The 25,928-nt window shown below is 42.6% G+C and carries 28 protein-coding genes, 1 tRNA gene and 2 pseudogenes; 16 read left to right on the forward strand and 15 right to left on the reverse strand.

The window, feature by feature from the left end:
* Positions 1–180: 180 nt before the first annotated feature.
* A complete protein-coding gene (locus ERJ70_RS02865) occupies positions 181–1,038 on the forward strand; it encodes a dimethylarginine dimethylaminohydrolase family protein (protein ID WP_209369100.1) in 858 nt (285 codons plus the stop codon).
* A 250-nt stretch (positions 1,039–1,288) separates the two neighbouring features.
* Here ERJ70_RS02865 and ERJ70_RS02870 read toward each other — a convergent pair whose 3' ends face one another.
* Complete coding sequence (locus ERJ70_RS02870) at positions 1,289–2,014, reverse strand: YwiC-like family protein (RefSeq protein ID WP_209367055.1); 726 nt, start codon at positions 2,012–2,014, stop codon at positions 1,289–1,291.
* Between the two features lie 204 nt (positions 2,015–2,218).
* Between ERJ70_RS02870 and ERJ70_RS02875 the strand changes: the two genes are divergently transcribed.
* The 9 genes and pseudogenes from ERJ70_RS02875 to ERJ70_RS02915 all read left to right on the forward strand — a co-directional run.
* Positions 2,219–2,291 (forward strand) — tRNA-Ala (locus ERJ70_RS02875).
* A 582-nt stretch (positions 2,292–2,873) separates the two neighbouring features.
* Positions 2,874–3,764, forward strand: coding sequence for a hypothetical protein (locus ERJ70_RS02880; protein ID WP_209367057.1), 891 nt, complete (start codon positions 2,874–2,876; stop codon positions 3,762–3,764).
* Positions 3,765–4,050: 286 nt separating this feature from the next.
* Positions 4,051–4,884 (forward strand): alpha/beta fold hydrolase, encoded by an 834-nt coding sequence (locus ERJ70_RS02885; protein WP_209367059.1) that lies wholly within the window; start codon positions 4,051–4,053, stop codon positions 4,882–4,884.
* On the forward strand, positions 4,884–6,056 hold the full coding sequence (locus ERJ70_RS02890; protein ID WP_209367061.1) for a SpoIIE family protein phosphatase: 1,173 nt from the start codon (positions 4,884–4,886) through the stop codon (positions 6,054–6,056). Before ERJ70_RS02885 ends, ERJ70_RS02890 begins: the two co-directional genes overlap by 1 nt.
* 426 nt (positions 6,057–6,482) lie before the next feature.
* Entirely contained in the window at positions 6,483–8,114 is a 1,632-nt protein-coding gene (gene abc-f / locus ERJ70_RS02895) for a ribosomal protection-like ABC-F family protein (RefSeq protein WP_209367063.1), read from the forward strand.
* A 266-nt stretch (positions 8,115–8,380) separates the two neighbouring features.
* A pseudogene (locus tag ERJ70_RS02900) lies at positions 8,381–9,666 on the forward strand (APC family permease).
* Positions 9,650–10,246, forward strand: a complete 597-nt coding sequence (locus ERJ70_RS02905) for a bifunctional transcriptional activator/DNA repair enzyme AdaA (RefSeq protein WP_209367066.1) — start codon at positions 9,650–9,652, stop codon at positions 10,244–10,246. Before ERJ70_RS02900 ends, ERJ70_RS02905 begins: the two are co-directional and overlap by 17 nt.
* 221 nt (positions 10,247–10,467) lie before the next feature.
* A complete protein-coding gene (locus tag ERJ70_RS02910; RefSeq protein ID WP_209367068.1) occupies positions 10,468–10,659 on the forward strand; it encodes a hypothetical protein in 192 nt (63 codons plus the stop codon).
* Between the two features lie 204 nt (positions 10,660–10,863).
* Positions 10,864–11,136, forward strand: a pseudogene (locus tag ERJ70_RS02915) (DUF4097 family beta strand repeat-containing protein); the annotation flags it as partial.
* A gap of 154 nt (positions 11,137–11,290) precedes the next feature.
* Here ERJ70_RS02915 and ERJ70_RS02920 read toward each other — a convergent pair.
* The 3 genes from ERJ70_RS02920 to ERJ70_RS02930 all read right to left on the reverse strand — a co-directional run bounded on the left by ERJ70_RS02920 (position 11,291) and on the right by ERJ70_RS02930 (position 13,235).
* Complete coding sequence (locus ERJ70_RS02920; protein WP_209367070.1) at positions 11,291–11,494, reverse strand: hypothetical protein; 204 nt, start codon at positions 11,492–11,494, stop codon at positions 11,291–11,293.
* Positions 11,495–11,806: 312 nt separating this feature from the next.
* On the reverse strand, positions 11,807–12,301 hold the full coding sequence (locus tag ERJ70_RS02925; protein ID WP_209367072.1) for a hypothetical protein: 495 nt from the start codon (positions 12,299–12,301) through the stop codon (positions 11,807–11,809).
* Between the two features lie 211 nt (positions 12,302–12,512).
* The gene (locus tag ERJ70_RS02930; protein WP_209367073.1) at positions 12,513–13,235 is read right to left on the reverse strand and encodes a DUF3270 family protein; all 723 of its coding nucleotides are present in this window, start codon (positions 13,233–13,235) and stop codon (positions 12,513–12,515) included.
* A gap of 187 nt (positions 13,236–13,422) precedes the next feature.
* Between ERJ70_RS02930 and ERJ70_RS02935 the strand changes: the two genes are divergently transcribed.
* Together ERJ70_RS02935 and ERJ70_RS02940 are read left to right on the forward strand one after the other, a co-directional pair.
* Entirely contained in the window at positions 13,423–14,490 is a 1,068-nt protein-coding gene (locus ERJ70_RS02935) for a tellurite resistance/C4-dicarboxylate transporter family protein (protein WP_245208102.1), read from the forward strand.
* A gap of 15 nt (positions 14,491–14,505) precedes the next feature.
* Entirely contained in the window at positions 14,506–14,868 is a 363-nt protein-coding gene (locus tag ERJ70_RS02940; protein WP_209367076.1) for a DUF488 domain-containing protein, read from the forward strand.
* A gap of 273 nt (positions 14,869–15,141) precedes the next feature.
* Here ERJ70_RS02940 and ERJ70_RS02945 read toward each other — a convergent pair whose 3' ends face one another.
* From ERJ70_RS02945 to ERJ70_RS02970, 6 genes are all read right to left on the reverse strand, one after another.
* A complete protein-coding gene (locus ERJ70_RS02945) occupies positions 15,142–15,570 on the reverse strand; it encodes a hypothetical protein (protein ID WP_209367077.1) in 429 nt (142 codons plus the stop codon).
* 13 nt (positions 15,571–15,583) lie between these two features.
* On the reverse strand, positions 15,584–16,543 hold the full coding sequence (locus ERJ70_RS02950; RefSeq protein WP_209367078.1) for a D-2-hydroxyacid dehydrogenase: 960 nt from the start codon (positions 16,541–16,543) through the stop codon (positions 15,584–15,586).
* 101 nt (positions 16,544–16,644) lie between these two features.
* The gene (locus ERJ70_RS02955) at positions 16,645–16,854 is read right to left on the reverse strand and encodes a hypothetical protein (RefSeq protein WP_209367079.1); all 210 of its coding nucleotides are present in this window, start codon (positions 16,852–16,854) and stop codon (positions 16,645–16,647) included.
* A gap of 10 nt (positions 16,855–16,864) precedes the next feature.
* The gene (locus tag ERJ70_RS02960) at positions 16,865–17,341 is read right to left on the reverse strand and encodes a TlpA family protein disulfide reductase (protein ID WP_209367080.1); all 477 of its coding nucleotides are present in this window, start codon (positions 17,339–17,341) and stop codon (positions 16,865–16,867) included.
* A 262-nt stretch (positions 17,342–17,603) separates the two neighbouring features.
* Positions 17,604–17,822 carry a twin-arginine translocase TatA/TatE family subunit gene (gene tatA, locus ERJ70_RS02965; protein ID WP_209367081.1) on the reverse strand — a complete coding sequence of 73 codons (219 nt, stop codon included), beginning with the start codon at positions 17,820–17,822 and terminating at the stop codon, positions 17,604–17,606.
* 14 nt (positions 17,823–17,836) lie between these two features.
* Positions 17,837–19,264: an alkaline phosphatase PhoX gene (locus ERJ70_RS02970; RefSeq protein WP_245208103.1), complete on the reverse strand. Its 1,428-nt coding sequence runs from the start codon at positions 19,262–19,264 to the stop codon at positions 17,837–17,839.
* Between the two features lie 297 nt (positions 19,265–19,561).
* Here ERJ70_RS02970 and ERJ70_RS02975 point away from each other — a divergent pair, with 297 nt between their 5' ends.
* Positions 19,562–19,786, forward strand: coding sequence for a hypothetical protein (locus tag ERJ70_RS02975; protein ID WP_209367083.1), 225 nt, complete (start codon positions 19,562–19,564; stop codon positions 19,784–19,786).
* 557 nt (positions 19,787–20,343) lie between these two features.
* Here the strand turns inward: ERJ70_RS02975 and ERJ70_RS02980 are convergent.
* From ERJ70_RS02980 to ERJ70_RS02990, 3 genes are all read right to left on the reverse strand, one after another.
* Positions 20,344–21,336, reverse strand: a complete 993-nt coding sequence (locus ERJ70_RS02980) for a DUF4003 family protein (RefSeq protein ID WP_209367085.1) — start codon at positions 21,334–21,336, stop codon at positions 20,344–20,346.
* Positions 21,337–21,413: 77 nt separating this feature from the next.
* Positions 21,414–21,587: a hypothetical protein gene (locus tag ERJ70_RS02985; RefSeq protein WP_209367087.1), complete on the reverse strand. Its 174-nt coding sequence runs from the start codon at positions 21,585–21,587 to the stop codon at positions 21,414–21,416.
* A gap of 150 nt (positions 21,588–21,737) precedes the next feature.
* Positions 21,738–22,430: a Na-translocating system protein MpsC family protein gene (locus ERJ70_RS02990; protein ID WP_209367089.1), complete on the reverse strand. Its 693-nt coding sequence runs from the start codon at positions 22,428–22,430 to the stop codon at positions 21,738–21,740.
* A 315-nt stretch (positions 22,431–22,745) separates the two neighbouring features.
* Here ERJ70_RS02990 and ERJ70_RS02995 point away from each other — a divergent pair, with 315 nt between their 5' ends.
* Both ERJ70_RS02995 and ERJ70_RS03000 read left to right on the forward strand, forming a co-directional pair.
* The gene (locus ERJ70_RS02995) at positions 22,746–24,008 is read left to right on the forward strand and encodes a hypothetical protein (RefSeq protein WP_209367091.1); all 1,263 of its coding nucleotides are present in this window, start codon (positions 22,746–22,748) and stop codon (positions 24,006–24,008) included.
* Positions 24,009–24,061: 53 nt separating this feature from the next.
* Positions 24,062–24,223: a hypothetical protein gene (locus ERJ70_RS03000; protein WP_209367093.1), complete on the forward strand. Its 162-nt coding sequence runs from the start codon at positions 24,062–24,064 to the stop codon at positions 24,221–24,223.
* 354 nt (positions 24,224–24,577) lie between these two features.
* On the opposite strand, the gene ERJ70_RS03005 is transcribed toward ERJ70_RS03000, so the two are convergent.
* Positions 24,578–24,994 carry a helix-turn-helix domain-containing protein gene (locus tag ERJ70_RS03005; RefSeq protein WP_209367095.1) on the reverse strand — a complete coding sequence of 139 codons (417 nt, stop codon included), beginning with the start codon at positions 24,992–24,994 and terminating at the stop codon, positions 24,578–24,580.
* A gap of 134 nt (positions 24,995–25,128) precedes the next feature.
* On the opposite strand from ERJ70_RS03005, the gene ERJ70_RS03010 reads away from it, so the two are divergent.
* Entirely contained in the window at positions 25,129–25,419 is a 291-nt protein-coding gene (locus tag ERJ70_RS03010; protein ID WP_209367097.1) for a hypothetical protein, read from the forward strand.
* A gap of 386 nt (positions 25,420–25,805) precedes the next feature.
* On the opposite strand, the gene ERJ70_RS03015 is transcribed toward ERJ70_RS03010, so the two are convergent.
* On the reverse strand, positions 25,806–25,928 hold the full coding sequence (locus ERJ70_RS03015) for a YfhE family protein (protein ID WP_083334884.1): 123 nt from the start codon (positions 25,926–25,928) through the stop codon (positions 25,806–25,808).

Below are 25,928 nucleotides of genomic sequence, written 5' to 3' on the forward strand. Positions count from 1 at the left end.
GGCAGCCGAAGGAAGGCTGGAATACTTGCCAAAGTTTTAACTATTGTTTTATACTTAAATGTTAGAAAATTCAATCAATAAAACAGGCTGCCGTGCGGTTTTTGATGATAAGGAAGAGGGAATATCTCCTTATAGAAGTTAGTATATTATTCCAAATGATAATGGAGGTAACCCGAATTGATGATAAAATCAGAAGAAAAGACCGTTGAGTGTACGACAGAATATCACAAGCTTGAAACGTTATTCATTTGCAGGCCGAAATATATGGAAATCACCGAAATTATTAACGAAACACAACGGTATTATATCAATGGTAATATCGACGTCGATTTGGCGATGGAACAACATGAGGATTTTGCCCGGGCACTGGAAAAACACGGAGCGGAAGTTATCCGGCTGGAACCAGAACATCAGCTCAATGAACAAGTTTTTACCCGGGACATCGGTTTTTGCATTGGCGAACGATTGTTTTTATCGGAAATGAAGACAAATATCCGTGGCGCCGAAGTAGATGTGTTAAAACAAAACCTACAGGAGAAAAACATCGCTTATCATCGCCCTTTTTTACAATCGATTGAAGGCGGAGACGTGATGGTCGATGGAGATAAAATCTGGGTCGGTATCAGCAAAAGGACCACGAAAGAAGCGGTGGAGACACTGCAGTCGCAGCTGGGGAACGATTACCAGGTGATCCCGCTCCCTATTGATAAAAGTATTCTTCATCTTGATTGCGCATTTAATGTACTTAGTCCCGACTGGGCGCTGGTGTATCCCGATGCATTTGCCCCGGAAGATTATCAGAAACTGAAAGAAAACTATCAACTGATTGAAGTTTCCGCTGCAGAGCAGTTTTCCATGGGAACCAACGTACTTTCCATTGGTGGTGGAAAAGTGATCAGCATGCCGCAAAACAAGGATGTTAATGAAAAAATGAGACAAACCGGTTTCCAAGTGATCGAAGTGGAGTTTTCCGAAATAATAAAATCGGGAGGATCTTTCCGTTGTTGCAGTCTCCCGGTTTACCGGTCCAATAGTTGATAAAAAAGAAGCCGCCGTGATTGGCAGCTTCTCTCTTATGATCGATTTGTTGTAATTGATCAACTTCGTCCGGTATTTCTTTCAGGTCGATTTGATCTGCTTTTCCTGGTATTGATCTTCTTTCAGGCAGAGTTGATCTACGTTTCCTGCCATTTGCTCATCATTCAGGCAGAGTTAATCCACTTCACCAGGTACTTGATTTACTTCCAGGTCGATCTATCAGCCTTTTCCTGGAAATACTCTTCTTTTCTCACTCAGATAAAACTGTAACCAACATAAGCACAAAAAAGAAAACGGAATTGAGGATTTCCAGGATGCCGATTTTTTTAATAGAAAGCGTTCTTCCCGGCAGCAGCCAGGCTCTTAACAAGCTTGGAAAGTAAGCGACCGCCAGCCATAATCCTACAATGAAAAAAAGACCAATCGTGAGTAAAAGATGATAACACCAGGAAAAGTACAGAAACTGCCGGTTTTTCTTTTGTCTGATCATCGTTTTTACGTAAAAAATACTGCCGAAAAAGAATAAAAAGTTATAGGCTGCCAATACAATTGCTGTTTGATCAATGGTTCCGGTGCCGAGAAAGTAGCTGGCCAGTCCGCCGATACAAAAGGTGACCACAGCAACCACATCATTGAGGAAAGCTCTTTCCTTTTTCTGTTTGGCAAAGTAAATATTGATCCAAAACAAGGGAAGCATAGAAATGCCGAAGAAAATCAAGCGCCACTCTGTCCAAAGTACTGGGAGCAGAAACAGCAGGGCGGCAAGACCGAATAGAATTGCTCCTTTTTTATAATGGGAGTTGTTCCGTTTCTTCTTGAACACCATGATAAACGGATAAGATGACAAATATAAACACAGCCACCCTAGAAACAAAGGAATATGCCAGAATGTAAAGCGGCCGGCAATGGATCCGAGGAAGAAAGGGATAATCAGCATTGCCCAGGCACCGTGCTGCTTCGGGAGTAGTTTTTTCATTAGAAAAACTCCTTTAAAGGAATTGGTTTCTTCCATTATACTGGTTGGGATAGAGAGGTACCGTGAGATTTATCACACGAATGAACTGGAATATGCCTGATCATTGTATTGGAAACACATTTTTTGCTCAACCTCTTGCAAAACAGCTCGGTAATGGTATATAATACTTCTTGTCTGAGTCAAACAGGAATAGTAATCGAATACGGGGCATTAGCTCAGCTGGGAGAGCGCTACACTGGCAGTGTAGAGGTCAGCGGTTCGAGCCCGCTATGCTCCATCACTCAACCCCTTGTCTATCAAGGGGTTTTGCTATGTGTGCGCTTTTAGTTAAGGATGTTTTTAATCCTTTTGGGGACGGATTGTTGACGTTTTTTTCTAAAGGTGCATATTGTTGAATCCTTTCTTCATAGATTCCACTTTAAGTCAGCATCCCAAATGGGGTGTTTTTTTATAGGCCGAATTCTTCCGTTACCCTTGTCGATTTTCGTCGAACAAAAGCTATAGGAAATTTTCGTCTAATGTCGAATTTATATGATGTAGGGAGTTGTACATCTTGGAGCGTTTGTACAAGATGTTAGAATGCTTACTTAGTGATTTAGGGATGTATTGGGAAAAGTGGTATTTAAATTTCTTTCCTGTAAAAACAATAGGTTTGGTTCTGTCCTAATCTAGAAATTGATCATTCAGATTACATAACAGATAAGGGACAACAAAAGTGGTATCGTATTCAGGCTGCAGTTACGAATTCAATAATAGTATTTATCACTGGTATCTGAAGCGGTGCTCTAAAAGGAAATAGGGTAGATTCGAATGGAGATTTACATTCTATTTACCAGCCACAATAAGGAGAGGATGAATAATGTCGGGATTAACCAATGTTTCTAACAGCCAACACATTAATCTCAATCACACTAATCGCAGTACACCACGACAAATATCGAATGGAGAGAGCCTCCATAATTATTCAAATATGAAGCTAGATAAGCTGTTTCTCTCTGATGTAGTGGGTGAAGCAATAAATCAGTCCTCAAAGCTGGAAGTGACCGAGATTAAAGATAAAACTTCAGTGAGGTCAGAATCAGATTATAATGACTATTTTTCTTCTTTTGTTGAAGAGTTAGAAGGGATTTCTGAAGAAGAAAAGAATCAGCTTTCGGAACTTATAAAGAAAGCGATAACCAGGAATGAAGATTTTTTCTCGAGTGGATGGACTAGTTCAAAAGAAAGCATATACCATCTTCAAACGAAAGAAAAGCTCCATTTAATAGCAGAAAAGGCATTACCCCCTTCTTTTGCAGGGGAGATGAAAAATGTATCGAATCAATTTATAGATGATCAGTTGGAGCAGACGGTTGACAAGTCATTACGAACTTACGAAATCATTTACAATCGAGATAAGTCAAAAGCAGGTCCATTAGGGGATATAGCAGACCGCTTACAAACTGCCGTCCAAAATATTCAAGAAGGAAACCATATCGTTCAAGTTGAGCAAAAACACTACAGTGAATTGTTTTCTGATTTAAAACTGTCTGATCAATTCCAACACGATTATGAAGAAGTGATGAAAGGTTACAAGGAGATTCAAAAAGAACAATTGGGTGGCACGTGGAACAATAAGTCTGAGACAAGTGTCAATCAAAGTATTCAGTTACTCAGGGAAGATTGGAACGAATTTATCAACCAGTTTGAAAAATTCAAGGCCTACCGTGTGTCATCCATTCACAACGCACGTGTAGATATCAAAATCTGAAATTTAGATGGGTAAATAAACCTCATATAAGAAGGCATCCATTTCGTCTTAGTGGGTGCCTTCTTATATGAAGTAGAAATAAGCGATAAGGGAAATTATACTATCTCTTTCCTATAGACATGAATGCCCTCCCGGTATATGGTGGTTGATGATAATCTTTCCTAAAGCAATAAGCTGTTGAGCTACTTCCTTACAATCTTCGCCAAAATCCTTATAATTAGGAATTATTCATCTATCTATGAGATAATTTATCGAATGAAGCTTTCAGGTAAAGGGGAAATTCGCTATGAAACGAAATGTGGTTGTCCGAAATAACGTTACGATAAAAGGTAAAGGGAGCCGGCCTATCCTGTTTGCGCCTGGATTTGGTTGTGATCAATCCGTATGGAGCAGGGTTTCTAAGTCTTTTGAACAAGACTATCGAGTCATTTTATTTGATTACGTTGGGATGGGGAAATCCGATATAAAGGCTTTTGACAATGATAAATACAGTACACTTGATGGCTATGCACAGGACGTACTGGATATTTGTGAGGTATTGGCGTTAAAGGATGCCATTTTCGTTGGACATTCGGTAGGAAGTATGATCGGTATGTTGGCTTCCTTGCGACAGCCTGATTACTTTTCTTCCCTGATGATGATTGGTCCGTCTCCTTGCTATCTCAACCATCCACCTGATTACTTTGGCGGATTTGAAAAAGAAGAGCTGTTTGGTTTAATGGACATGATGGACAAAAATTACATCGGATGGGCGAACACTTTTGCTTCTACTATTACAAATGACGCGGAGCACCCGGAAGTTGCTGAAGAGTTGGAAGACCGCTTTTGTTCGACAGATCCCGTCGTTGCACGCAAATTTGCAGAAACTTGTTTCTTTGCAGACAACCGGAAGGATTTGCCGCGAGTGACCCTGCCAACCCTGATTCTACAATGTGCTGAAGATGTAATAGCACCGACTGTAGTGGGGGATTACATGAATCAACGATTACCGGTAAGCACCATACGTTATATGAAAGCCAAAGGCCATTGTCCCCATATGAGTCATCCTGACGAGACGGTTGCATTAATACATGAATATTTAGAGAAGCTTGAATCAGAGAAAATAGGTGGTTTAACTTAATGGACGAACAGCTAAATCAGGCACCATGCGGTTTTCTTACCTTGTCAACTGAGGGTACAATTTTTTCGGTGAATGAGATGTTGCTGCGATTACTTGGGTATCAACGGGCCGAGTTGGATGGACAGCATATAAATGTCATCTTATCACCTTCGGCGCAGATGTTTTTTCAATTATATTTCATCCCTATGGTGACACATAAGGGGTTTGTCGAGGAGATGTACCTTTCATTGATGAATCACCAATCAGAAGAAATACCAATACTGCTAAATGCTTCCATGAAGAAAGACAGTCAGCCTTCACTTATCGATTGTGTTTTCCTTCCAATGCAGAGAAGGAACGATTATGAAGATCAACTGTTATTCGCCAACAAGGTTGCTAAAGATGCTCTAAATAAAAAACAAGAAGCCATGGAAGCACTGGAAGCGAAACAGGCCCAGTTAATTAAAATTAATAAGCAAAATCAAAATGAATTACAGCTGGCAAAAAAAATTCAAGAAACCTCGTTAACGGATGCTTTTGGCAATGCCAAGATTCAGATTGAATCTTATTATAAGGCATCAAAGGAATTATCAGGAGACATCTATGGTTTTTATCAGATCAATGACCACCAATATGGTGTGATTTTATTGGATGTAATGGGACATGGAATTTCTTCTGCTTTAGTAACCATGTCTCTACAATCCTTATACCAAAAAGTAATCCCAAAGGGAACGAGCCCAGCTTCTGTTATGAAAGAATTAGATAGCCATTTACATTACTTATTTCATCATGATGAGGAGGCTTGGCATTACTGTACTGCTATATACCTTCTTATTGATACCGAAAAGCAAACGATGGAATATATCAATTCTGGCCATCCCCCCGCGATTTATCAAAATAAACAAGGGAAACAGGAGACATTGGGTGCTACGAACCCTCCGCTAGGCACATTTGAGGGAACAACGTACCATTCCAAAACCATCAAATATGCTAAAGGATCCAGATTGTTATTATACACGGATGGCGTATCGGAACTTATCGGGTATGACTATATGGAGGAATTTTTGAGGTATGCGAAAACAAATTCGTTATGCCATATGAAGGAAGAATTAGTAAGGGAACTACAACAGAAACAACATAGTTACGACCAAAAAGATGATCAGTGCTTTATACTAGTCGACTTAAAATCATAGCAGTGAATAGGTGCGCGTCGGTGGCACACTCTATATAAAGAATAACGAGCAAAAAAAATAACAACCACTATTTCAAAAAAAATCAGCTAGCATTCTCAAGAATCCAAAACCGCTTTGCCATACAGACTTCTGCTATGCTATAATGTACCTACTACAGACGAAAGGAATGATGGGTGGACAATGAAGAACTAATCTTATTCTCAACTGTTTGAAATAGCATATTTCAAAACACACGAAATAGGATTAGTCTGCCCATTAATTTATATCATTCCATAGCTGTCGCAACATGCAGCTTATTTGATACGGCACCGGTACGGCTAATCCTTCCAACTCGCTTGGGAGGATTTTTTATTGGCTGCTTTTTATCGATAGACCCACCATGCCGGCCATTTGAAAGTCCTCCCTTTATAGAAAGGGATTGATGGAATGACCGAATTATTGAAGCTGAACAATCTTGGCTATGAGGTCATGAATGTAAAGTTGTTTGAAAAGGTGAATACTAGTGTACAGCAGGGAGAAGTCATCGGTATCATCGGCAAAAATGGTGCCGGGAAATCGACGCTGCTGAAATTGATTAATGGAGATATTGTGCCGACAAGCGGTCACATACAGTGGCTTCAGCAACCTATCACCATGGAAATGGTCGAGCAAGAAACAGAAATTCATAAGGTGGAAAACATGTCCGCAGACGAAGGAAAACTGAGAAAGGAGTGGCAGGTACCTGATCATGAGTACGATCAATATAGTGGCGGGGAAAAACTGAAAGCACGGCTTGCTGCCGGATTTTCAAAAAACGCGCAGCTGTTGTTGCTGGATGAACCGACCAACCATCTCGATCAGCAAAGTACGGATCTTTTACTACACCTCTTCAAAAGCTACCGGGGCACTATCCTTTTCGTATCGCACGATCGTTATTTTTTGGATAAGGCCGCCACGAAAGTGTGGTCATTGGAAGGCAATACGCTGATCGAGCATACAGGGAATTATTCCAGCTATATGAAGGTACGCAAGCAACGCAGGCTCACCCAGCAGCGCGAGTATGAAAAGCAACAAAAAATGGTGGAACGGATCGAGGGGCAGCTGAACGAACTCACCTCCTGGTCGAAGAAAGCGCATGCGGAATCGACGAAAAAAGAAGGATACAAGGAATATTACCGGTTGAAGGCGAAACGAATGGATACCCAGGTAAAGTCGAAGCAAAAGCGATTGGAAAAAGAACTGGAAAAAAACAAGGTGGACCCTGTTGAACCTGAATACACGGTTGATTTTTCGATGAAAGCCAATACCAAGGTCGGCAAGCGTTTCCTGGAAGTGAAGCATTTATCTAAATCCTTCGGTGGTAAAACGTTGTTTCAAAATGCCAGCTTTATCATCCAGCACGGGGAAAAACTGGCCATCACAGGCCCGAATGGCAGTGGGAAAACGACTTTGTTGAACATCATCATGGGCAAGGAACCGGCGGAAGGCGAGGTGTGGATCTCGCCTGCAGCGGATATTGGCTATTTAACCCAGGAAGTATTCGATTTGCCGCTTGATGAAACGCCGGAGCAATTGTTTTATCAAGATACGTTCGAAGGAAGAGGAAAGGTCCAGAATTTGATGAAGCACTTAGGATTCTCTGCTTCACAGTGGACAGAGCCTATTGCCGAGATGAGCATGGGTGAGCGGGTGAAGTGCAAGCTGATGGCTTACATTTTGGAGGAAAAGGATGTACTCCTGTTGGATGAGCCGACGAACCATTTGGATTTGCCTTCACGTGAGCAGCTGGAAGATACGTTAGCGCATTATAACGGAACGCTGGTTGTCGTATCACATGACCGTTACTTCCTGGAGAAGGCAACGGAAGACAAACTCGTCATAGATAATCATCAGATTCAAAAGCAGGGTAATACAGCCATATCCCAAGTGGATGAGCAGGAAGCATTACGGATGAAACTGGAAACAGAACGTCAAGAAATACTGGGAAAGCTTAGTTTTATGACGCCAGGTGACAAGAGTTATGCGAAGCTGGACGCAAAGTTCCTCGAGCTTACCCGACAGATTAAGCAGCTGCGTTAACGGATTATTTAGAACCGCTTCTCTTAGATGTAACGAAGAGAAGCGGTCTTTCTTTTTAAAGACCATGCCACAAAAGCAGAAAATGACTTGATAAAAAGCATTAGCTTTTACTTCGATTGCAATTTTCTTGTTCCTCTTTTTTAAACTTTCTTGAAATCTAGAATTAAGCTATAAAAAAAATTTACTAAACAAGAATTAAAGCGCAAAAAAAAGGAAGAGTTGTTCACCTTATTTCTAGTACACTATTGCTACAAAGGGGTGAGGTGATGAACAATAAATCTATTGGAGTATTTCAAGGAATTGCATTATACATTGCTGCTATTCTTGGTTCAGGCGTCCTATTTTTATCAGGGGTAACAGCCTCAATGGCGGGACCCGCATCTATTATATCCTGGCTTATTGTTATTATCATTAGCTTTCCGCTAGCTTATTCTTTTGCTTGTTTGGCAAGAAAATATCCTGATGCTGGGGGAGCAGCAACCTTTGTTAGAAATTCTTTCGGATATCATCTTGGCAATATCGTTGGGTGGTTTTACTTTGTAACAGCAGCAGTTGGTCAAACCATTGTGTCTTTAACCGGTGCTTATTATGTCAGTCAGGCATTTGGACTTTCAAGTGGAGAAGCAACAGTAATTGCAATCTCTATTTTGGGAATTGCAGGTGCTTCCAATTATTACGGCGTAAATGTTAGTGGGAAAGTTGCATTGATTTTAAGTTCTTTTTTATTAATACTTATAGTAGTGGCAATATTGGTGTCACTTCCAAGAATACAATGGGCGAATTTTACTCCTTTTGCCCCGAATGGGTGGTTTTCTGTCGGGAGCGCTATAACGGTTATCTTTTGGTCTTTTTTCGGTTGGGAGGCGATTTGTAATCTAGCCGAGCAATTTAAAAGACCGGAAAAGGATCTTGTCAAAGGAGCAGTTGTTAGTGCAATCGTTATTGGATTATTATTTTTAGCGTTGAGTGTTGTCACTATTGGAACAGCAACGTATGGCAGCCAAGAAAGCAATCTTTCTCCTATTGGGATCTTAATGGGAGCGACATTAGGCTTAGGTGCTAAAGTCTTCACTGCTATTTTAGCTTTAATTATTTGTACAGGCACATCAAATGCTTTTGTAGCTAGCCTGACGCAATTAGGTTATTCATTAAGCAGACATGGTGCTTTTCCCAATTTTTTTTCACGAAACCAAGTAACTACTCAAATCCCAAGACGAATGGTATTATTCGTTACCTTGTTTTCAATGGCAGGTGTGTTAGTTACAAAGTCTTTATCTTTGACATTTGATAACATTTTGTTTATACCGACCTCTCTTGGGATTCTAGTTTATGTTCTTTCAATGGCTGCGGGTGTTAAATTATTCAGGAAGAACACTTTAGCATGGTGGGCATCGTTAACCTCTTTCGTTTTATGTTTAGGAGTTCTTCCGTTTTTTCAATTGTATATATTTGTCCCGATGATTGTCGTGGTTTTATATACGATTTATATGATTTTTAGCAAGAAACTTTCTCTTATAAGGGAGGTTTAAAATTCAATGAAGAATCAAATTAACCATTCTAAGGAAATCATGTGGCAAGCGACTGTATCATGTGATTCATCATATGATGGGATATTTTTTTATGCGGTCAGGACAACAGGAATTTTCTGCCGTCCTTCTTGTAGGTCTAAGGTTCCGAATTGTGAAAATGTATCCTTTTTTCTAAATGGGAACGATGCCCAAAATGCAGGCTATCGACCATGTAAAAGATGCCGGCCAGATTTAAATATGAAAATATATGACCCCTTAGAAAGCCTTGTGAAAGATACTAAACAATTGATAAAAAATAAGTATGTTCAAAATCTCTCTTTACATGAGATAGCGTCAAGGGTTGGGGTTAGCCGTTTTCATTTAAATCGGATCTTCAAAGAAAGAACAGGATATACACCACGAGTATACTTAGAAAAGATAAGAGTGAATGAAGCGAAGGAACTTCTTTTAACGACCAATCTTAATAGTACGGAAGTTGGTTATCGAATAGGCTATCAAAGCGTTTCTAGCTTTTATAATGCATTTAAGCGAAATACAGGACTTTCACCGAGTCAATTCCGCGCTTACCGAAACTTAAATAACGTCAACCAAGAATTGGACTGAATTTACGTTCGTTAACAAAAGCTAGAACGAATTAACAGGAGTGCGTTGCGCTTCTGGTATTATTTTGATCGAGAAAACTGTTGTAGAGATAAACGTAAACCAAGAGAATAAAAGAGATAGCGTTTAAGCAAATTGATCTAAATATATTCCATAAAATAGAAAATTGTGAAAGGAACCAGCCCCTGTTTGTCGAATTGATAATATAATAAGGAGGGGGTCGGATGAAAGTAATTCTGAAGTTTTCGGATGGGAATGTCATAGAAGTACCAGATGCTTCTAAAACCCATGAATTTGTCGAACTAGTCGAAAGATCGAGAAGGGTCAACAAAGTATTGAATTTCGAGAACCCTTCCAGTGGCTTTCAATTAAAACGGAATGCCGGAGATATTGTTTCTGTCGAGGTCGAATTTTAGCAGTAAGAAAGTTCCACGAATAACAATGCAGCGAAAGACTGTATTGTTTCCTCCTGCAGAGGCCAACTCTTTTCGGGCGTACTGGTTAAGATGTTTCCTAGTAATTAACCGCCGTGCTTGTACATTTGACAGAATTTTTAGTTAAAATGAATAGGGGGCATATAACTAGATGGGGAGGAAGGATATGGGCCGAAAGCTGGAACCACCTCCGGTGATGTTGTACTTTCTCATTCTGGTGAAATCACAGAGGTGAATGTCGAAACAACCAGCGGCGATGTATCGGTCGAATATGGTTTACCTCAAGAGCGATTTGAAGTTGATTTTCAAAGCAGCTCGGGTGATGGGCGTGTTTCAATGGAAGAAGTTTTGTTTGAAGAAAAATCCGAGCACAATATCCATGGTTTCATCGGAGAGAATCCTATCCATGTACTGAAAGTCAGGACGAATTCAGGTGACTTTAGATTGAAAGGCAGGTAACTTCACAGGCTGTTACACGGCATTGCAACCAGGGCTTTTGGACAATGCGAGACAGAAAACAAGGTAGACGGGTATATTTATGGCAAAAGCGGTGAGCTTGTTTTTTTAGATGAAAAAGGGACTTTCCTGCATAAAGTCCCTCCCTAGCTCCTTCTCACTCATTTGTGGGAGTGTTCCGTCTTTTCTGTGCCTGCCAGGTCCTAATCATACTGGGAATGCCGGCCATCATACTAACCATCAGACTCCACATTACATACCGCCATTCCCCAGTGAAGATGGCTACCCCGATGAAAAACACGAGTTGGCCGACTAGCGCAAACCAAGAAGCAATCCAAGCAAATCGCAGGTTTTCTTTCATCTCATCCTCCTATCTTGAAATCAACTGCCTCCTTATGTAGACAATTGGTCCGATAGTTTATACCATATAGTTTAACATGAAAGCCTGTTAGAAAAGTGGGTTTATACAATATGTGTAATTAGGGGTGATAAGATGTATCGCAAAGTAATATATATCCTATTTATCCTATCTTTTATATTATTGGTAGGATATTTTGCGTTCATGTATTTTGTTCGCCATTTCCCCTTTAATGGCTGATTATTCCCCAATACTGAAACTCGCGGAAGGACTCCGGCGATTTCGCGTTGAAGGGCAGGTGACTCCGTCGGCATATTACCAGGAAACCTCTATAGGATCGAAGGTGATGCCTCGTGCTTCACCGCTTAAAGTATGAAGGACTGATTCAATAGTCAGTTCATACTTCCCACCTTCTTCCACGGTGAATGTTTGTTTGCCAGGAAAAGATTGATTGGGTTTGACAGTGGTTTGATAAGCAATATCCGGATAAACCATTTCATCGACAGCATCATCGCTTTTCAGGTTTATCATCCCGAATTGAATTATTGCCATTCCGTGGGTGAGTGTGACAGGCTTTTCCCCTGTATAGGTTAAAAGCCCTTCTACGGTCAGCGTATCGGGAGAATGGGAATAAATTTTGGCAAGAAGATGGAAGTTATCCCTTTCTTTTTCCAATGTCATCGGTTCTTGTCCTGTTGTAAAACTGTTTTGCTTTTCCTGTTTTTCGGCTGCCTGGTTTTCCGAATCTCCACAGGCAGCCAGTAAACAGATTGCCGCCAGTAGAACTGCAAATATTGTTTTATTCTTCATGTTATCCCCTCCTGCTTAAACAGTCGTCTCTCAGGGGGAGGGGTTTCTAAAGAAATTGTAAAGAAGAAAAGGAGTAGGACATAACATAACCCCACTCTGAAAACCGAACTGGGATAGGGAAGACAAAAAACCCAACGATAGCTAATGCTTAGCATTTTCGAATATCGTTAGGTTATCGCTTTTGTTACTATGCTTTTTTCCCAGCTGCTTTTTACCAGTCAAAGATATACTTTAACGTTAAGGTGATCGCCGTATGGCTTAGGGCTCCGATTAAAAAGGCCGGCAAATGAGCGTTTTCTTCGGAAGGTAGTTCTTTTTTTAACACATTCAAAATCATCGCTCCGGAAATAAATGCGTATACAAGCGCCAGTACAAACGGTGGGAATGGAACGGCAATTCCGGCTACCCAGCCGGTAAAAATACCGAATGCCAAAATGTAGCGACCGAATTTTTCATAGCGGAGGGCGTCTTCCCGCCATAAGTCATGTGAGACGGCCATATAGTGAAATCCTACTGCGACCCCATAAAAAGCTGCTTCCACCCCTTCGATATCCGTTCCAAATACAATAAAGGCGATCAGCATGTTATAGACACAGAAAAAAGCGATTTGAATCCAAAAGAAGCGGCCTTCGCCATTGGGGTGTTCCCTCTCCGCTTTATCCGCTGCTTTGTGGATGGCATAAAAGACTATTACGCCGATAAGTCCGATGAAGTACAGCTCCGTTTCCATTGTCAATCCACCGGCTTTGTCTCCGTAGTCCTCTTGTTGTTTATGCAGAGATGGCAGGACGTAGACAAATACGTAAGAAACGGCGATCCCGCCTGAAAATGAAAGCCATCGTTCAGGGCCAAGCCGGGATGAAGCGATGATTTTGTTGGAGAATAATTGGACAATCAAATAAACAATTCCAATAATGATACTGCCAGCAGACACTTGGTTTCCTCCATCCTGATGATTTTTCCGTCATTTCAGCGATTCCCTTGGGGCTTTTGCAATAAACCAATATAACAAGTGCCAATCTGTTCCCTTTGCAGAGTGGCAGTAGACGTTTTACAATAAGAGCAGTGTTTTGTTTTATGTAAAAAGACGGGACGCAGGAACGGAATCGTAGGTGAACAGCATGAAGGCATTTATCAAACAAACTGCATCGGAATTGTTTCCCGGTTGTTTTGCCATGGTAATGGCGACCGGAGCTTTATCGATTGCTGCAGAAGTACTTGGCATCGGGTGGATTGCCACCTCCTTATTGGTATTTAATATAGTCGTTTATCCACTGCTCTGGCTGCTGACGCTCATTCGGCTGATCGGATACTTTCCGCTCTTGGCTGCAGATTTTGCCAACCATGCGAAAGGGCCTGGTTTTTTTACGTTGATTGCTGGTACATGTATGCTGGGCAGTCAATGGATCATTGTAACGGGGAACGCCTATCTGGCTTTCTGGCTGTGGGTAGTCGGCCTCGTTTTATGGTTGGCCATCATGTATAGTTTTTTTACCATTGTCACGGTGCGAAAGGCGACGCCCACGCTGGAAATGGGAATAAATGGCGCCTGGCTTTTAGCTGTTGTGGCAGTCCAGTCCTTATCCATTTTAGGCAGTTTGTTAGCAGAAACATTGGAAACCGGGAAGCAGCTGATGTTGTTTCTGACTCTGAGCTTTCATTTGCTCGGATGCATGCTGTACATCATCCTGATTACGCTGATTTTTTACAGGTTCATTTTTCTGAGGATGGAGCATGCGGAACTTACCCCGCCTTATTGGATCAATATGGGGGCAGTGGCGATCAGTACGATGGCTGGTTGTACCCTGTTGCTACATGGCGCCAGTTGGCAGCTGATTGATACAATCCGGCCGTTTCTGACGGGATTCACCCTATTTTTCTGGGTATTCGGGACCTGGTGGACCCCGCTTTTGCTGATTTTGTTTATATGGCGGCACTTGTACCATCGTTACCCGCTAAGCTATGAACCGCAGCAGTGGGGGATGGTGTTTCCGCTTGCGATGTACACAATCAGCACATTTTATTTAGCTACGGTGCTTCATCTGGATTTTTTGTTCTTCATCCCGGAGGTGATGGTATATGTCGCCATGACAGCTTGGTTGACCGTAACCATGGGATTACTTCGACATGTAGTCAAAAAATATCGTACTTATGAGGCAGATGGAAAGCAAACACAGCTTTACAGATGAAGAGGAGGGCTAACGGTGCAGGTTAACAGAAAGCGGGTGTATGAGCAACCGGAAAACGAAGACGGTGTGCGCGTTTTGGTAGATCGGATTTGGCCTCGTGGTCTTACGAAGCAAAAAGCGGCAGTGGATCATTGGCTGAAAGAGCTTGCACCGTCAACCGAACTGCGGAAATGGTTCCAGCATGATCCGATAAAGTTTCCGGAATTCAAACATAAATATATCCAGGAATTGGAGTCAGACGAAACAAAGAGAGAGCAAATCGATAAATTGGTAGCGATCATCAAAGAAAATCAGTCTGTGACACTCGTATATGCGGCGAAAGATACAGCGCATAACCAAGCGGTTGTTCTTCAAGAGTGGCTAAGCAGCATGTGCTGAAAGGCCGTTGATTTGAGCATTGACGCTTTTGCTAGTAAAATAAAGGTGTAAAAACGATAGAGAGGATTGTTTTTATGTTCAACCTTTTTAAGAAGAAAAAGTGTGCAATGTGCGGCCAGAAAGCAGTAAGGCCGACTGAATATATAAATGATAACGGCGAAAAGGTTCTCGTTTGCTACAAGTGTGTCCCATATGCGGAGAGAAGGGCCTTCCGGAAAGCATAACGAGGGAAAAACAATGGCGTGCAAACCGATGTGGTTTGGCACGCCTTTTTTATATGGTTGGATTCTTCGATTTTTCCGGAGCGTTTACATAGGTTAGAATCAAAATATAAAACGGATATGCGAATAATCCAGACAAAATGATCACCCCGGATGCAGGGTTCGGTTGATCACCCGGGTTTGTGATAGGAAACAACCCGGCAAACCAGTAAGTAAAAATGAGAAAGAACGGAATCCACAATACTGCTGTCCAAAAACCGGCGTTTCGGCCTTTCAGCCATTTTTCACTTAATAGAAATATGCCAATCGTCCCCACAATGAACAGTGTCAGCGTGACGGCGAGAAGTGTTCCATTGACGACTGTCGGCTTCCACCCGGTTAACCGGTATATTCGATAAATGTTTGCAGTCAGTTGGATTGGAATCAGTGCCATTAATGCATAAAGAATACTGACCCCGTTTAACTTCAGAAAGTATGGCATCCTTCCTTCTCCGTCAATATCCTTTGTCATAGTCGACAAGGTTGATGGAAGGTGCTGCTCCTTTGAGATACTCTTTTAGATTGGGAATGAAAATGTCTTCGATTACGCGCTTGTCATAATGTTCGGTGGAACCGGCCGAGTGCGGCGTCAGGATGACATTTTCCAGCTCCCAGAGCGGACTATCTTCCGGCAGCGGTTCTTTTTCAAATACATCCAGCCCTGCGCCGGCGATTTTTTCCGTTTTCAAGGCTTCCATCAAGGCGGGCTCGTCGACGACTTCTCCGCGGCCGATATTAATGAAAAAGCTGGAGGGTTTCATGGAATGGAACTGCTCTTTTCCGAATAAATGACGTGTTTCGCTGGTGAGCGGCACCGTGACGATGACATAGTCGCACGATGGTAGAACATCGTTCAGCCGTTCCGTGGTGACCATCTCATCGACAAACTCCTCCGGTTTTTGCGAATGCCTTACGCCGATTACCTTCATGCCGAATGCTTTGGCAATTTTGGCTGTTTCTTTCCCAATCGCACCCATGCCGATAATGCCGGCTGTTTTCCGGTGTATTTCCAATTTCAACTGTTCATGGGCCCATGTTTTTGATTGCTGATTGCGGACATAGGCATGAATCTTTCTTGTCAGGCCGAGCATGAGCGCGAAAATCGTCTCGGAAATCGGATAAGCGTGCACGCCGTTTGCGCTCGTCAAAGCGACATTACGTTCTGCGAACCGGTCGAGAGGATGGCTGTCCACGCCGGCACTCCAGCTTTGCACCCAGCGAAGATTGGATTCGGCTTTCAGCGATTCGTTCATGTCTTTTTTCCAGCCGGCAATGATTTCTGCCGATTGGATGTGCCTCTGCCACGTTTCTTTCTCTTTTCCGACAATCACCTCCCAATCTGGTACAAGGTTTTCCACTTGGTCTTGGAGTTCTTTTTCAATGTTTTGTGCGATTATCAGTTTACGCTTGCTCATATTGTCACCGCTTTCTATTATTTAATGATCTTTCCTTTCCATCATTCTATCATGGCAGCGTAGTGAAAAGCGGATGATCCGCTTTTACGAAGGAGGAGGGGCTATCGTTTTGTATTGTTTTTCTTGAGCTGGTAGTAGTAGCCGGACAATGCGTAAATAAAGAGAGCGAGAAGAATAGCAATATCCATGTTATACAGGGAAAGGAGAGGATGCGGTGAGCGAAGAGAATCAAGAGCGCTGATGACCACCCCGACAGGAACAAAAAGGAGGAGCCAGGTGAAATATTTCTGCTTTTCTATTGTTTTTTTCATAGACTGCCTCCTAATGTACTGATTTTATTTCCTCTAAATATACATATAGCTGCTCTTCTGTTAGTTCACCCACGTGCCTGTTGACTATCTTTCCGTTCGCATCGATAAAGTAAGTGCTTGGAAGATAATTCACTTGATATTTATCCATTAATTTCTGTCCTTTATCTAGTAAGATAGGGAGCTGTAGATTGTTTTCTTCGGAAAAGCTTTCAACAATTTGTTTATTTTCACCTGCATTTACTGTTAAAAATACGATCTGGGAATCTCGGTATTGTCGGGAGGCTGCTTCCAAAACGGGCATCTCCCGCTGACAAGGCTCGCACCAACTTCCCCAGAAATTCACCATTAATGCTTTTCCTTGAAAGTCTTCCTTGTTGACAATATGCCCGGCAAGCGTGGGCAGCTGGAAAGAAGGTGCCTCTGGGCTGGGATTTTGTACCTCCTGGTGTGATTTTAAAACCTGAGAAAGAAAAAGTACGATTAACAATGTAACCAGCAAACTGCCAATAACGGTCAATAATTTACGGATAACTATCCCTCCATAAAATCCGATAATTGTATTTTATCATACCTGGAGTTTGTTGGTTCGCTTCAAAAAATACATTCTTCCAAAATATGCAGTCAAGGAGGAGCGGCTATGCTTAAAACAGGACCACAAACGAAAAAGAGAATCAATCTTCATATGTGAAACTAGGAGGAAAAAGAAAAGCTTGCAGAAAACAAAAAGTTTCCTTGCAAGCTGAGCGGATTCACCTGTTTTCTGTTTGGCTTTCGCGATCATCCTCCTGAGAGGAAGGGAGGGGGGGCTCCGGATTGTTGTCACTTACCAGCTCGTTGGCAGACTTTTTAAATTCTTTTAGCGTACTCCCCAAAGCTCTGCCGACTTCTGGCAGCTTTGATGGACCGAAAATGATCAACGCAAGAATGACCAGCAAAATCAAACCAGGAATACCGATGTTTTGCAGCATGTTTATCCTCCTGACTATAGTATAGGAACGCCGTGGCGCTCCAGGGCAGCCACTTCCAAGTCTGACATGCCCTGCTGTTCGGCAAAAGCTGTAAGCTCTCCGGAAACGGAAGGACCTAAGCCTGCCGGTGGTGCGGCGTGAGCCATCTGGCGTTGTCGGCCTGCATTTCTCCGGGCAAATGGCCCCCAAATTGCAAAGGTGATTCCGGGTGTTTGCATGTTGACGAAGAACGTGCGCCCGTCAGGTGAAAAAGTTGGACCGGCAAGTTCCGAATCATTTAACTTGTTTTCGGCAAATTGATAGACCTGTCCCTCCGGAGTGATTCCCATTACACGGTCATTTCCCGGACCATCCTCGACAAACCAGACATCTCCCCAGGGGGTGATGCAGAGATTGTCGGGCATCTCCATTTCATTGGCGCTAGCTGCTTCATAAAATAGCTCAAGCTGGTTGGTCGCAGGAATGTACCGGTAAATCCTGCCCTGCTCGCCTGTGCTGCTTCTTGCGGAAGTGTCGCTGAACCAGAAAACGCCGGCAGAAAATTGCGATCCCTCCAGCCTGCTGAATTGGATGCATCCCTTTGCTTCCGCATCATCGCTGGCTTTTTCCGGGTTAATGGTCTTCCAGATGACGTTATACTTTTTATGCGGATACAGTGACTCCGCATGACGGTTTGGCGTTTCTTCATATGCTGCTGCCTGCAGAGTTCCGCCTTTTTGCAGTGCGCCTGGCCGCGGACTTGGATCGACAGGAATAAAACGATAAAGAAAGCTTGGAGAGGAATCCTCTGTTAAATACACCATTCCGGTAGCGGGATCGACATCACATGCCTCATGGGAAAAGGCGCCCATTTCCCGAATAGGAGTACGTGACCGTTTGTTTTCCGGATCATTCGGATCCACTTCAAATACATAGCCATGTCCCCTTTCTAAGGTTTCCTCGCAGGTGAGCCATGTTCCCCATGGTGTCCCGCCCCCCGCGCAATTGCGGATCGTGCCGGATGAAGAAACATATTCATCGATCACTTTCCGGTTCGGCCCGACTACCAAAGCAGTAGTTCCTCCAGTATTGTCTTTGTCGTACGGATTTTTTCCGATAACCGGGTAGGAGGTATTTCCGGTCAATTCGTGGTTGCGGACAAGCACAGTAGAGTTATGCTTGCCGGGGAATGCTGCCATGCCGTCAAATGCAGAAGGGATCGGACGTCCATCTGATAACTGTCCCCCTTCTTCGGAAATAATCCGGTATTGGAATCCACTTGGCAAATCGAGAATGCCTCCGGGATCCTTCTGTAGTTTGCCATAGCCGTTAAAGATACTGTCCTGGTTTTTATTACTGGCGGCCATTAGCGATTGAGTACCAGGGAAAGAGAGAATCCCGGTTGTCCCCAACAATGCGATCGTACTTAATCCACCGACTTTTAAAAAATCTCTCCTATCCAAATTCGAAGGCTTCCTTTGCAAAACAATCATTCCTCCTTGGGTCCGTGTGCTGACAGGTCTTTGAAGAATCCTCTACTATCAAGCTAGCATCCTTCTTTTAAAACTAGATATAGTTGGTGTAAAGCCTTTGTGAACCAAGAAAAATGATGAAATGGTAATAGGTAAAGAGAAGGAGAAAAAGGAGAGATTGGGTCAGAAGACAACAAAAAGCAGGAATAAGGTATCAAGGTAAAATTGGAATGAACAATTTCCGTAATGGAACAACTATATTATAATATGGACAAGGGGGTTGAGGATATGGAAGACCAAACGGTATCGGAGAGCCGTTATATGATGGTGAAAATGAACAGCATGGAAACGGCGACAATCCGAAACATAGATCCTACTTTTTACGTCTATGATAAAAAAGGAGAGGAGACCATCTCTTTTTCCGTTTCCGAGATTGCTGATTTAGAAAATAAAGAACTGAAAGCTTATTTAAAAGAGTATTTTCAGCAACTGGCAGAAGAAGCCTCCAAATAGGAGGCTTCTTTTACTATTTACTGACGTTCTGTTCAGGCTCGGAGACTTGCTTAATCTGACTTAGCGTAGCGCCGTTACTTAAGTCTCCGTGTTATAGGAACCAAAGTACGTTTCCCCTTCTTCGATTAAATTCCATGTGTTCTCATTTTTGATTTTTATAGTAAACTCTTTCTCCTCTTTATCAAATGGATCTATAACTTCTATAGAATATGAATGGTGTGTGGAATCTTCATGTTTTTGTTTTACTTTTATGTAACTTGCAGTAATGTTTTGGCTGCAGCCAGATGTCACCATTTACAAAATAATGAAGGGTACTAATCTAGTCTTAAAAAACATACTTATCCTCCTAAATAATGTTGAAGGAATAATACGATGATAGTTATCTAGCCATTAGTTTAGCGGAAAACATAGAAAATACCAATTTTTATTATATACCTTGTAAAAAAAAATATTGTAGGCTCTTTTGTACACAGAACCTTTCGGGAAAAATCCTAAAAGTAACAAAAAGAGGCCTCCAAATAGGGGGGGGGCTTCTTTTTGTTATCACTTGCCCGTCATTAACTGCTGCTTGAGGCAGCCGCAGCTGAGGCTCCTGCAACAGCTGCAAGCATGGCTGCCTGTTGTGCCTGTATAACGGTTTCCATCGTGGTGTAAAGGCTTGTTTCCAGCAGGGATGAATCTGCGAGCTTTTCGCTCATGAACAAATTGATGGCTAGGATGGTCGTGATATCCTTTTGCCAACGGAATGACTTGTGTTTGTTTAACTCATCGATAATTTGACTGATGACATCCAACTCGACGAGATCCTCCGGCAGCAGTGCCAGCATGCCCATCTCCGGATAAAACTTGGTTTTCTGTTTAATTCCTGCCTGTCCAAAAGCCTGATAAATATGGGATGTACGCTCGACAAGCAAATCCACATCGACATGCTCATCCAATGTCAGGATATGACTGAGAAACTGTAAGTCATTCCCCTTGCGGAACCCCTGGTTGTTCAGCCGCTCGTAATACGCTTCTGTCCGGTCGGTCAATTCCGTTACAGTGCCATCGTTTTGAGCCAGCAGTGCTGCCAGTGGATAATCACTGCTGGAGGTAAGAAAACTGTGCTCGTCCTTCATCTTTTGGAACATCGCATCCGTCTTGAGAATGTCATCGCTGAAATCGCCGTTTTCCTTTGCATGGGAAAGCAGGACCATGGCGGAAATATAGGTGAAGATTCCGCGACGGAACCCTGTCTCTATCAGCCTTTTATATATCCTGCGCAATTCCTGGAATTTTTCCCGGGGATTCGCAAACCGGACATCGAGCATCGCGGCAATGGTGAATCTGGAATGAGATTTCAGCGAGGAAAACATCCCCACTTCCTGTTTTATATAGTCAGCTAGGCGGACAAATCTTCCGTAATCAAACGTTTTCCCGTTTACAACATACATGGAAGCGGCCATCATCAGTATCCGCTGGTCTGAAACTTTCCATTTCAACTTTGCTTTCAGTTCGTCAAAAATTTCTAAGTTCGCTGAGGCCTTCTGCTGTAGTTCTTGGGTATACATGTAAACACGTCCTTGTTAGTGCGGTTTACTAAGTATACGAAAGCTATCTGCTAAAAGTTTCATTCACACCGGTAAAATTACCTGGCGACTTCCTCAATAAGCAACTGATAGTTATCAGGCAGCGTATTTTCTCGTTTTGCTTTCTCAATAAAGGCAGCTGCCTCGTCGTATGTGTCGAATAGCAGCTCCTTATTATCTTGATAAAACTCTATTCGTATGCCGCCTTTTACTAACCCGGTTACTTTATACACGTTATCTACTCCCCCAGTTTAACATATGGAACCGTCGAATGGATTGTTTTGCTATACAGATTGGAAAAATTTACAAAATAAAAAGCCGAAAAGGAGTTCATTCCTTTCCGGCTTATGTCTGGCTTTCAGCATCCAGCTCATTTCCACCTGTTATTTTTCTGGTTTCATTATAATAATGATATAGCCTTTATCCAAGGAGAAGTCCCAATCGGCGAACACGTCCTCGATTTGGACTCCAAGCAACGATTCCAGCAAATCAGTATTCAGTAAACTTTTTTCCAGCCGGCGTTTGGACAGCTTCAACTGTTCCTCGAATCCGGCAGCTATCAGTTCCTTTTCAATCCGTACCAGGATTCCTTCCCGGACGATTACCAGTGTCCTCGGATTCAGCATCAGTGAATGCAAGCTGCGCGGAGCCTTTTGCGCCTTTTCACTGAAGCGGACAATTTCCTCATGCACCTGTTCCCGGCTTGGATAGCTTAAATAGTCATTATCGTTTTCCATTTCTCTTTCTGCCATCTCTGCAATAATGATGCCGGTCTTGTTTTCCAAAGACCAGTCGTAATAAATATTGCTGATTTCCACTTTTGCCGTTGTCCGGATGGTCGCCTTGATATCAGGAAGCAGTTCCTGCATCAACAAATCCCGTGTTTCTTGAACCTTTAAATTGTTGTTTTGTTTGACGAGCACTTTTTCCATTGGTGCCAGAAAATCACGAAGATGAATGGTGATAAATGGCCGGACAAACGAAACATAAATGGATGATGGGCCTTTGCCGAAATTTTCTCTGAATAGCTTTCCAGTATAGCTGGCAATTTCTGCTTCGATTGATTTCTTATCCATTGTTGTCATTCCTTTTAGCTAAGGACCGAACGTTATTTTCCAGTCCCGTACTCAATTATAACATTTCCCGATTTGAATGTAAGGCAAACGGCCTTTTCCTCGGACAATTGTATCTTTTGACGCAGAAAAGCACAATAGATTAGTCATATAGTAGGAGAAACAACTTACAGGTCATTCTCCATACCAATTATTCCCTATGTTTGGTAGCAATCCAGATGCTTATACATTTTTTGTCGTACTGCCCTTAACGTTTCGACCCGTTTTGATTGGGATATATAAAATAGAAAAAAGTTTATCGGGAAAGGCGTGAAGTAGATGACTGCAGAAGTGACCATCATGAACAAGCTGGGCATGTCGCTTGCTGCCGACAGTGCTGTGACGAGCGGCAGGGAAGGTGTGCAGAAGGTGTATAACTCTGCCAACAAGCTTTTTTCCCTATCCAGGCATCATTCCATCGGATTTATGGTATATGGTGCAGCTTCTTTTATGGAAGTTCCTTGGGAGGTCATCATCAAATCTTATCGAGCGGAACTAAAAGACCGTACTTTTGATGATGTCAGCGATTATTTTGCTGATTTTATTTCTTTTTTGAACCGGGATGACCGGTTTAAAGCAGAGGATATTGAAGAGATCATCATACATAGGACCTTTTCAGATCTCCTAAAACGAATAGTCCGCGATGTCGAAGAAGATGTCAACAGCCGAAAAAGCGAAGGGGAAGACGTCACCGACGAAAAAGTCACCGAGCTACTTATTATGGAAGTTGAAAAACAGACGACAACGTATGCGGAAATGGAGAAAGAATTTCTGGAGATCGAGTATGCCCCATTCAAGGAAAAGTTTCAACACGTCATATCGGAAATCAAACAAGAACTGATTGTTTACACGGTACCTGACTCGCTCGAAGAAAAGCTGACCAGACTAGCCTTCGAAGCGGTCAAAAAGGATTTCTTCAGCGTAGGCAGCACTGGTCTTGTCATTGCAGGATACGGTGATAAAGAGATTTTCCCCCATTTGCTCGAATATCGACTGGAAGGGTTTGTGTTCGGAAATTTGAAATACAAAAAGCTCCGGGAAAGGAAAATCACCTATACCAATGATAAACAGGCAGGTACAGCAAGCATCACGGCGTTTGCTCAAAGAGAAATGGTCGATTCCTTTATGGGCGGAATAGAACCGAACATGGAAGACGCAATGTTCGGCATCATCGACCGGGTGCTTGGAGATTATCATGAACATATTCAGAAGCAGTTGAATATCAAGTTTTCGACGGAACAGGTTAGAACCATGAAGAAAATGGGTAATGAACTATATGAGTCGATCAAAGATTCAGTGGAAGAATATCAGCAGGATCAATATGTTAGGCCGTTGCTCGGCATCGTCAGGTCGCTTCCGAAAGAAGAACTGGCGGAAATGGCAGAAGCTCTGGTCAATCTTACTTCCTTCAAGAAGAGGCTGACGAGAGCGACGGAATCCGTCGGACCGCCGATTGATGTTGCTGTGATCACCAAGGGAGACGGTTTCGTCTGGATCAAACGGAAAAATTATTATGATCCGGAAATTAACCAGCCGTTTTAACCACTGCAGCCGTTTTCCCGGATGGCAAATAAAAGGAGAGGGGCAGGAAGCAAATGGCTTTGAAGGATGAACAGTCCCGTAGAGAAGAGTATTTCAAACTGCCGGACAATGACCGGGTTCTATTTGAACAGGAAGAGGCAGAGAAGAAAGAAAAAGATAATGTTGTCAACAAGGTATTCGAAAAATTCGATAAAAAACAGGATAATCATAAATAATCCCGGGAAACCGGGCTTTTTTTATTTTAAAGCGGAGAAAGTGGATGGGAAAACCAGAAAAAGCTGTTCATGTGGATTATGAAGATGAAAAGAGAGCGAAGAGTGGAGGGAAAGCCGTTCATGCCTACATTGCAATCTAATCTGCTGTTGAGCTTCGGCGCCAATCCTTCGCCGTTTTACTCCACCCTCTGTGTAAAAAAAACGCCATAATGACGTTTTAGGGTGGATCATTGCAACCTTTAATTTTCAAGAACGAAGTATAAATGCGACATGCCTTCGTCATCGCCTACAGGTTCGCCAGGCGTCTGATTTTTTATCGGAACGGGCAGGCGGCCAGCTTTTCTTCCGATACCGTTATACCCGGCTGAATTCCTCGACCATACTGGCAATCATCCGGTGAATCGCCTTCTGTCTTTTAACGGGAAGGTCCTTCATCTGTTTCACCTGCTGCTTGAATTGCGGGTGTTTGATTATGTAGTCGAAAATTTCCAGGGTCTCCTCGTCAATGGCTTCGCCTGTAGAGTTATACAGTCGATTGAACTCCTTTAGTACGTCTTCACGTGGTGTATCGATGCCGACAATCAGATCGACGGATATATCAAAAATTCTGCTAAGTTTAATGATGGATTTGAGATCGGGGAGGACGGTGCCATTTTCCCATTTGGTTACGACAGAGCGGGAAACATTCATTTTTTCAGACAGCTGCTTCTGTGTCCAGCCCGATTGTTCGCGGTAATATTTCAAATTGTATGCTAGTTGTTCATAGTTCATCCGGCAATCACTCGCAACTCGTATTTGTTAATCGTTATCGTAACATTATTAGTAGAAAAAGTGCGGAAACCGTTGTTCTATTAGTGAACATGTAGTAAAATGTTACCAAATAGAACAAAAGGAGGAAGTAAAGGATGATTGGCTGTCTTGCTTTATACCCAGAAGAAGGTAAGAATATGGCGGAATGGCTGGTGAATGGATTGAGAATGGACAGCGCAGAGGTGTCGGTGAAACAGGAGCTGGAAGGGACGCTCACCGTCATGCTTCCAGGTACGACAAAGACAGCGGTTTGGCAGGCAGCATTGGAATTGGAATGTGCCGGTATTGCAGCGGGTTACGGTTTTGGTGAAACAGCTGCTGAAGCATTGCGAAGTGCGCGTGAGCTGCTGGGCAGGCGAATAGACGGAGATTTATCCTTTACATAAAAAAACTGGTATAGCTGAGATGCCGACCCACCCACTTGGTTCTCCTTAAAAAAAGAAGGCTTTCGCCAATTTACTGGCGAAAGCCTTCTTTTTTCAGATTGTCGAACTCTTAACCGAAAAGGGGAGGAATCGGGAAAACGTTTGGAGTAGGACAATCTCTTATTAACAAGCTTATCCACAAATCAAACCGGTTATACACACGGTTTGTGGATATTTTCCACATTATCCACAATAATTGGTAAAAAGTTAATAAGATTTTCATCAACAATCAAAGTTTAATTACTTCAACTATTTCAGACACTTATCAACACTGTGCACAACCATGTGGATAACCTTTGCCCACAATTTACTGGGCTACAGTGAAGGTTTTCCCTGCCTGGACAAACTTAAACCCGCTTTTTTGTTTCAGCATACATTCGATCTGCTGTCTTGAATTCTTTTTGATATAGCACTTGCTGGGTTTTAGATAACGTGTTCTTTGGATCGTTGACGCCTCGCTTATTGCTCAT

Origin of the sequence: Sediminibacillus dalangtanensis, assembly GCF_017792025.1 — a bacterium.
Classification (GTDB): domain Bacteria; phylum Bacillota; class Bacilli; order Bacillales; family Amphibacillaceae; genus Sediminibacillus; species Sediminibacillus dalangtanensis.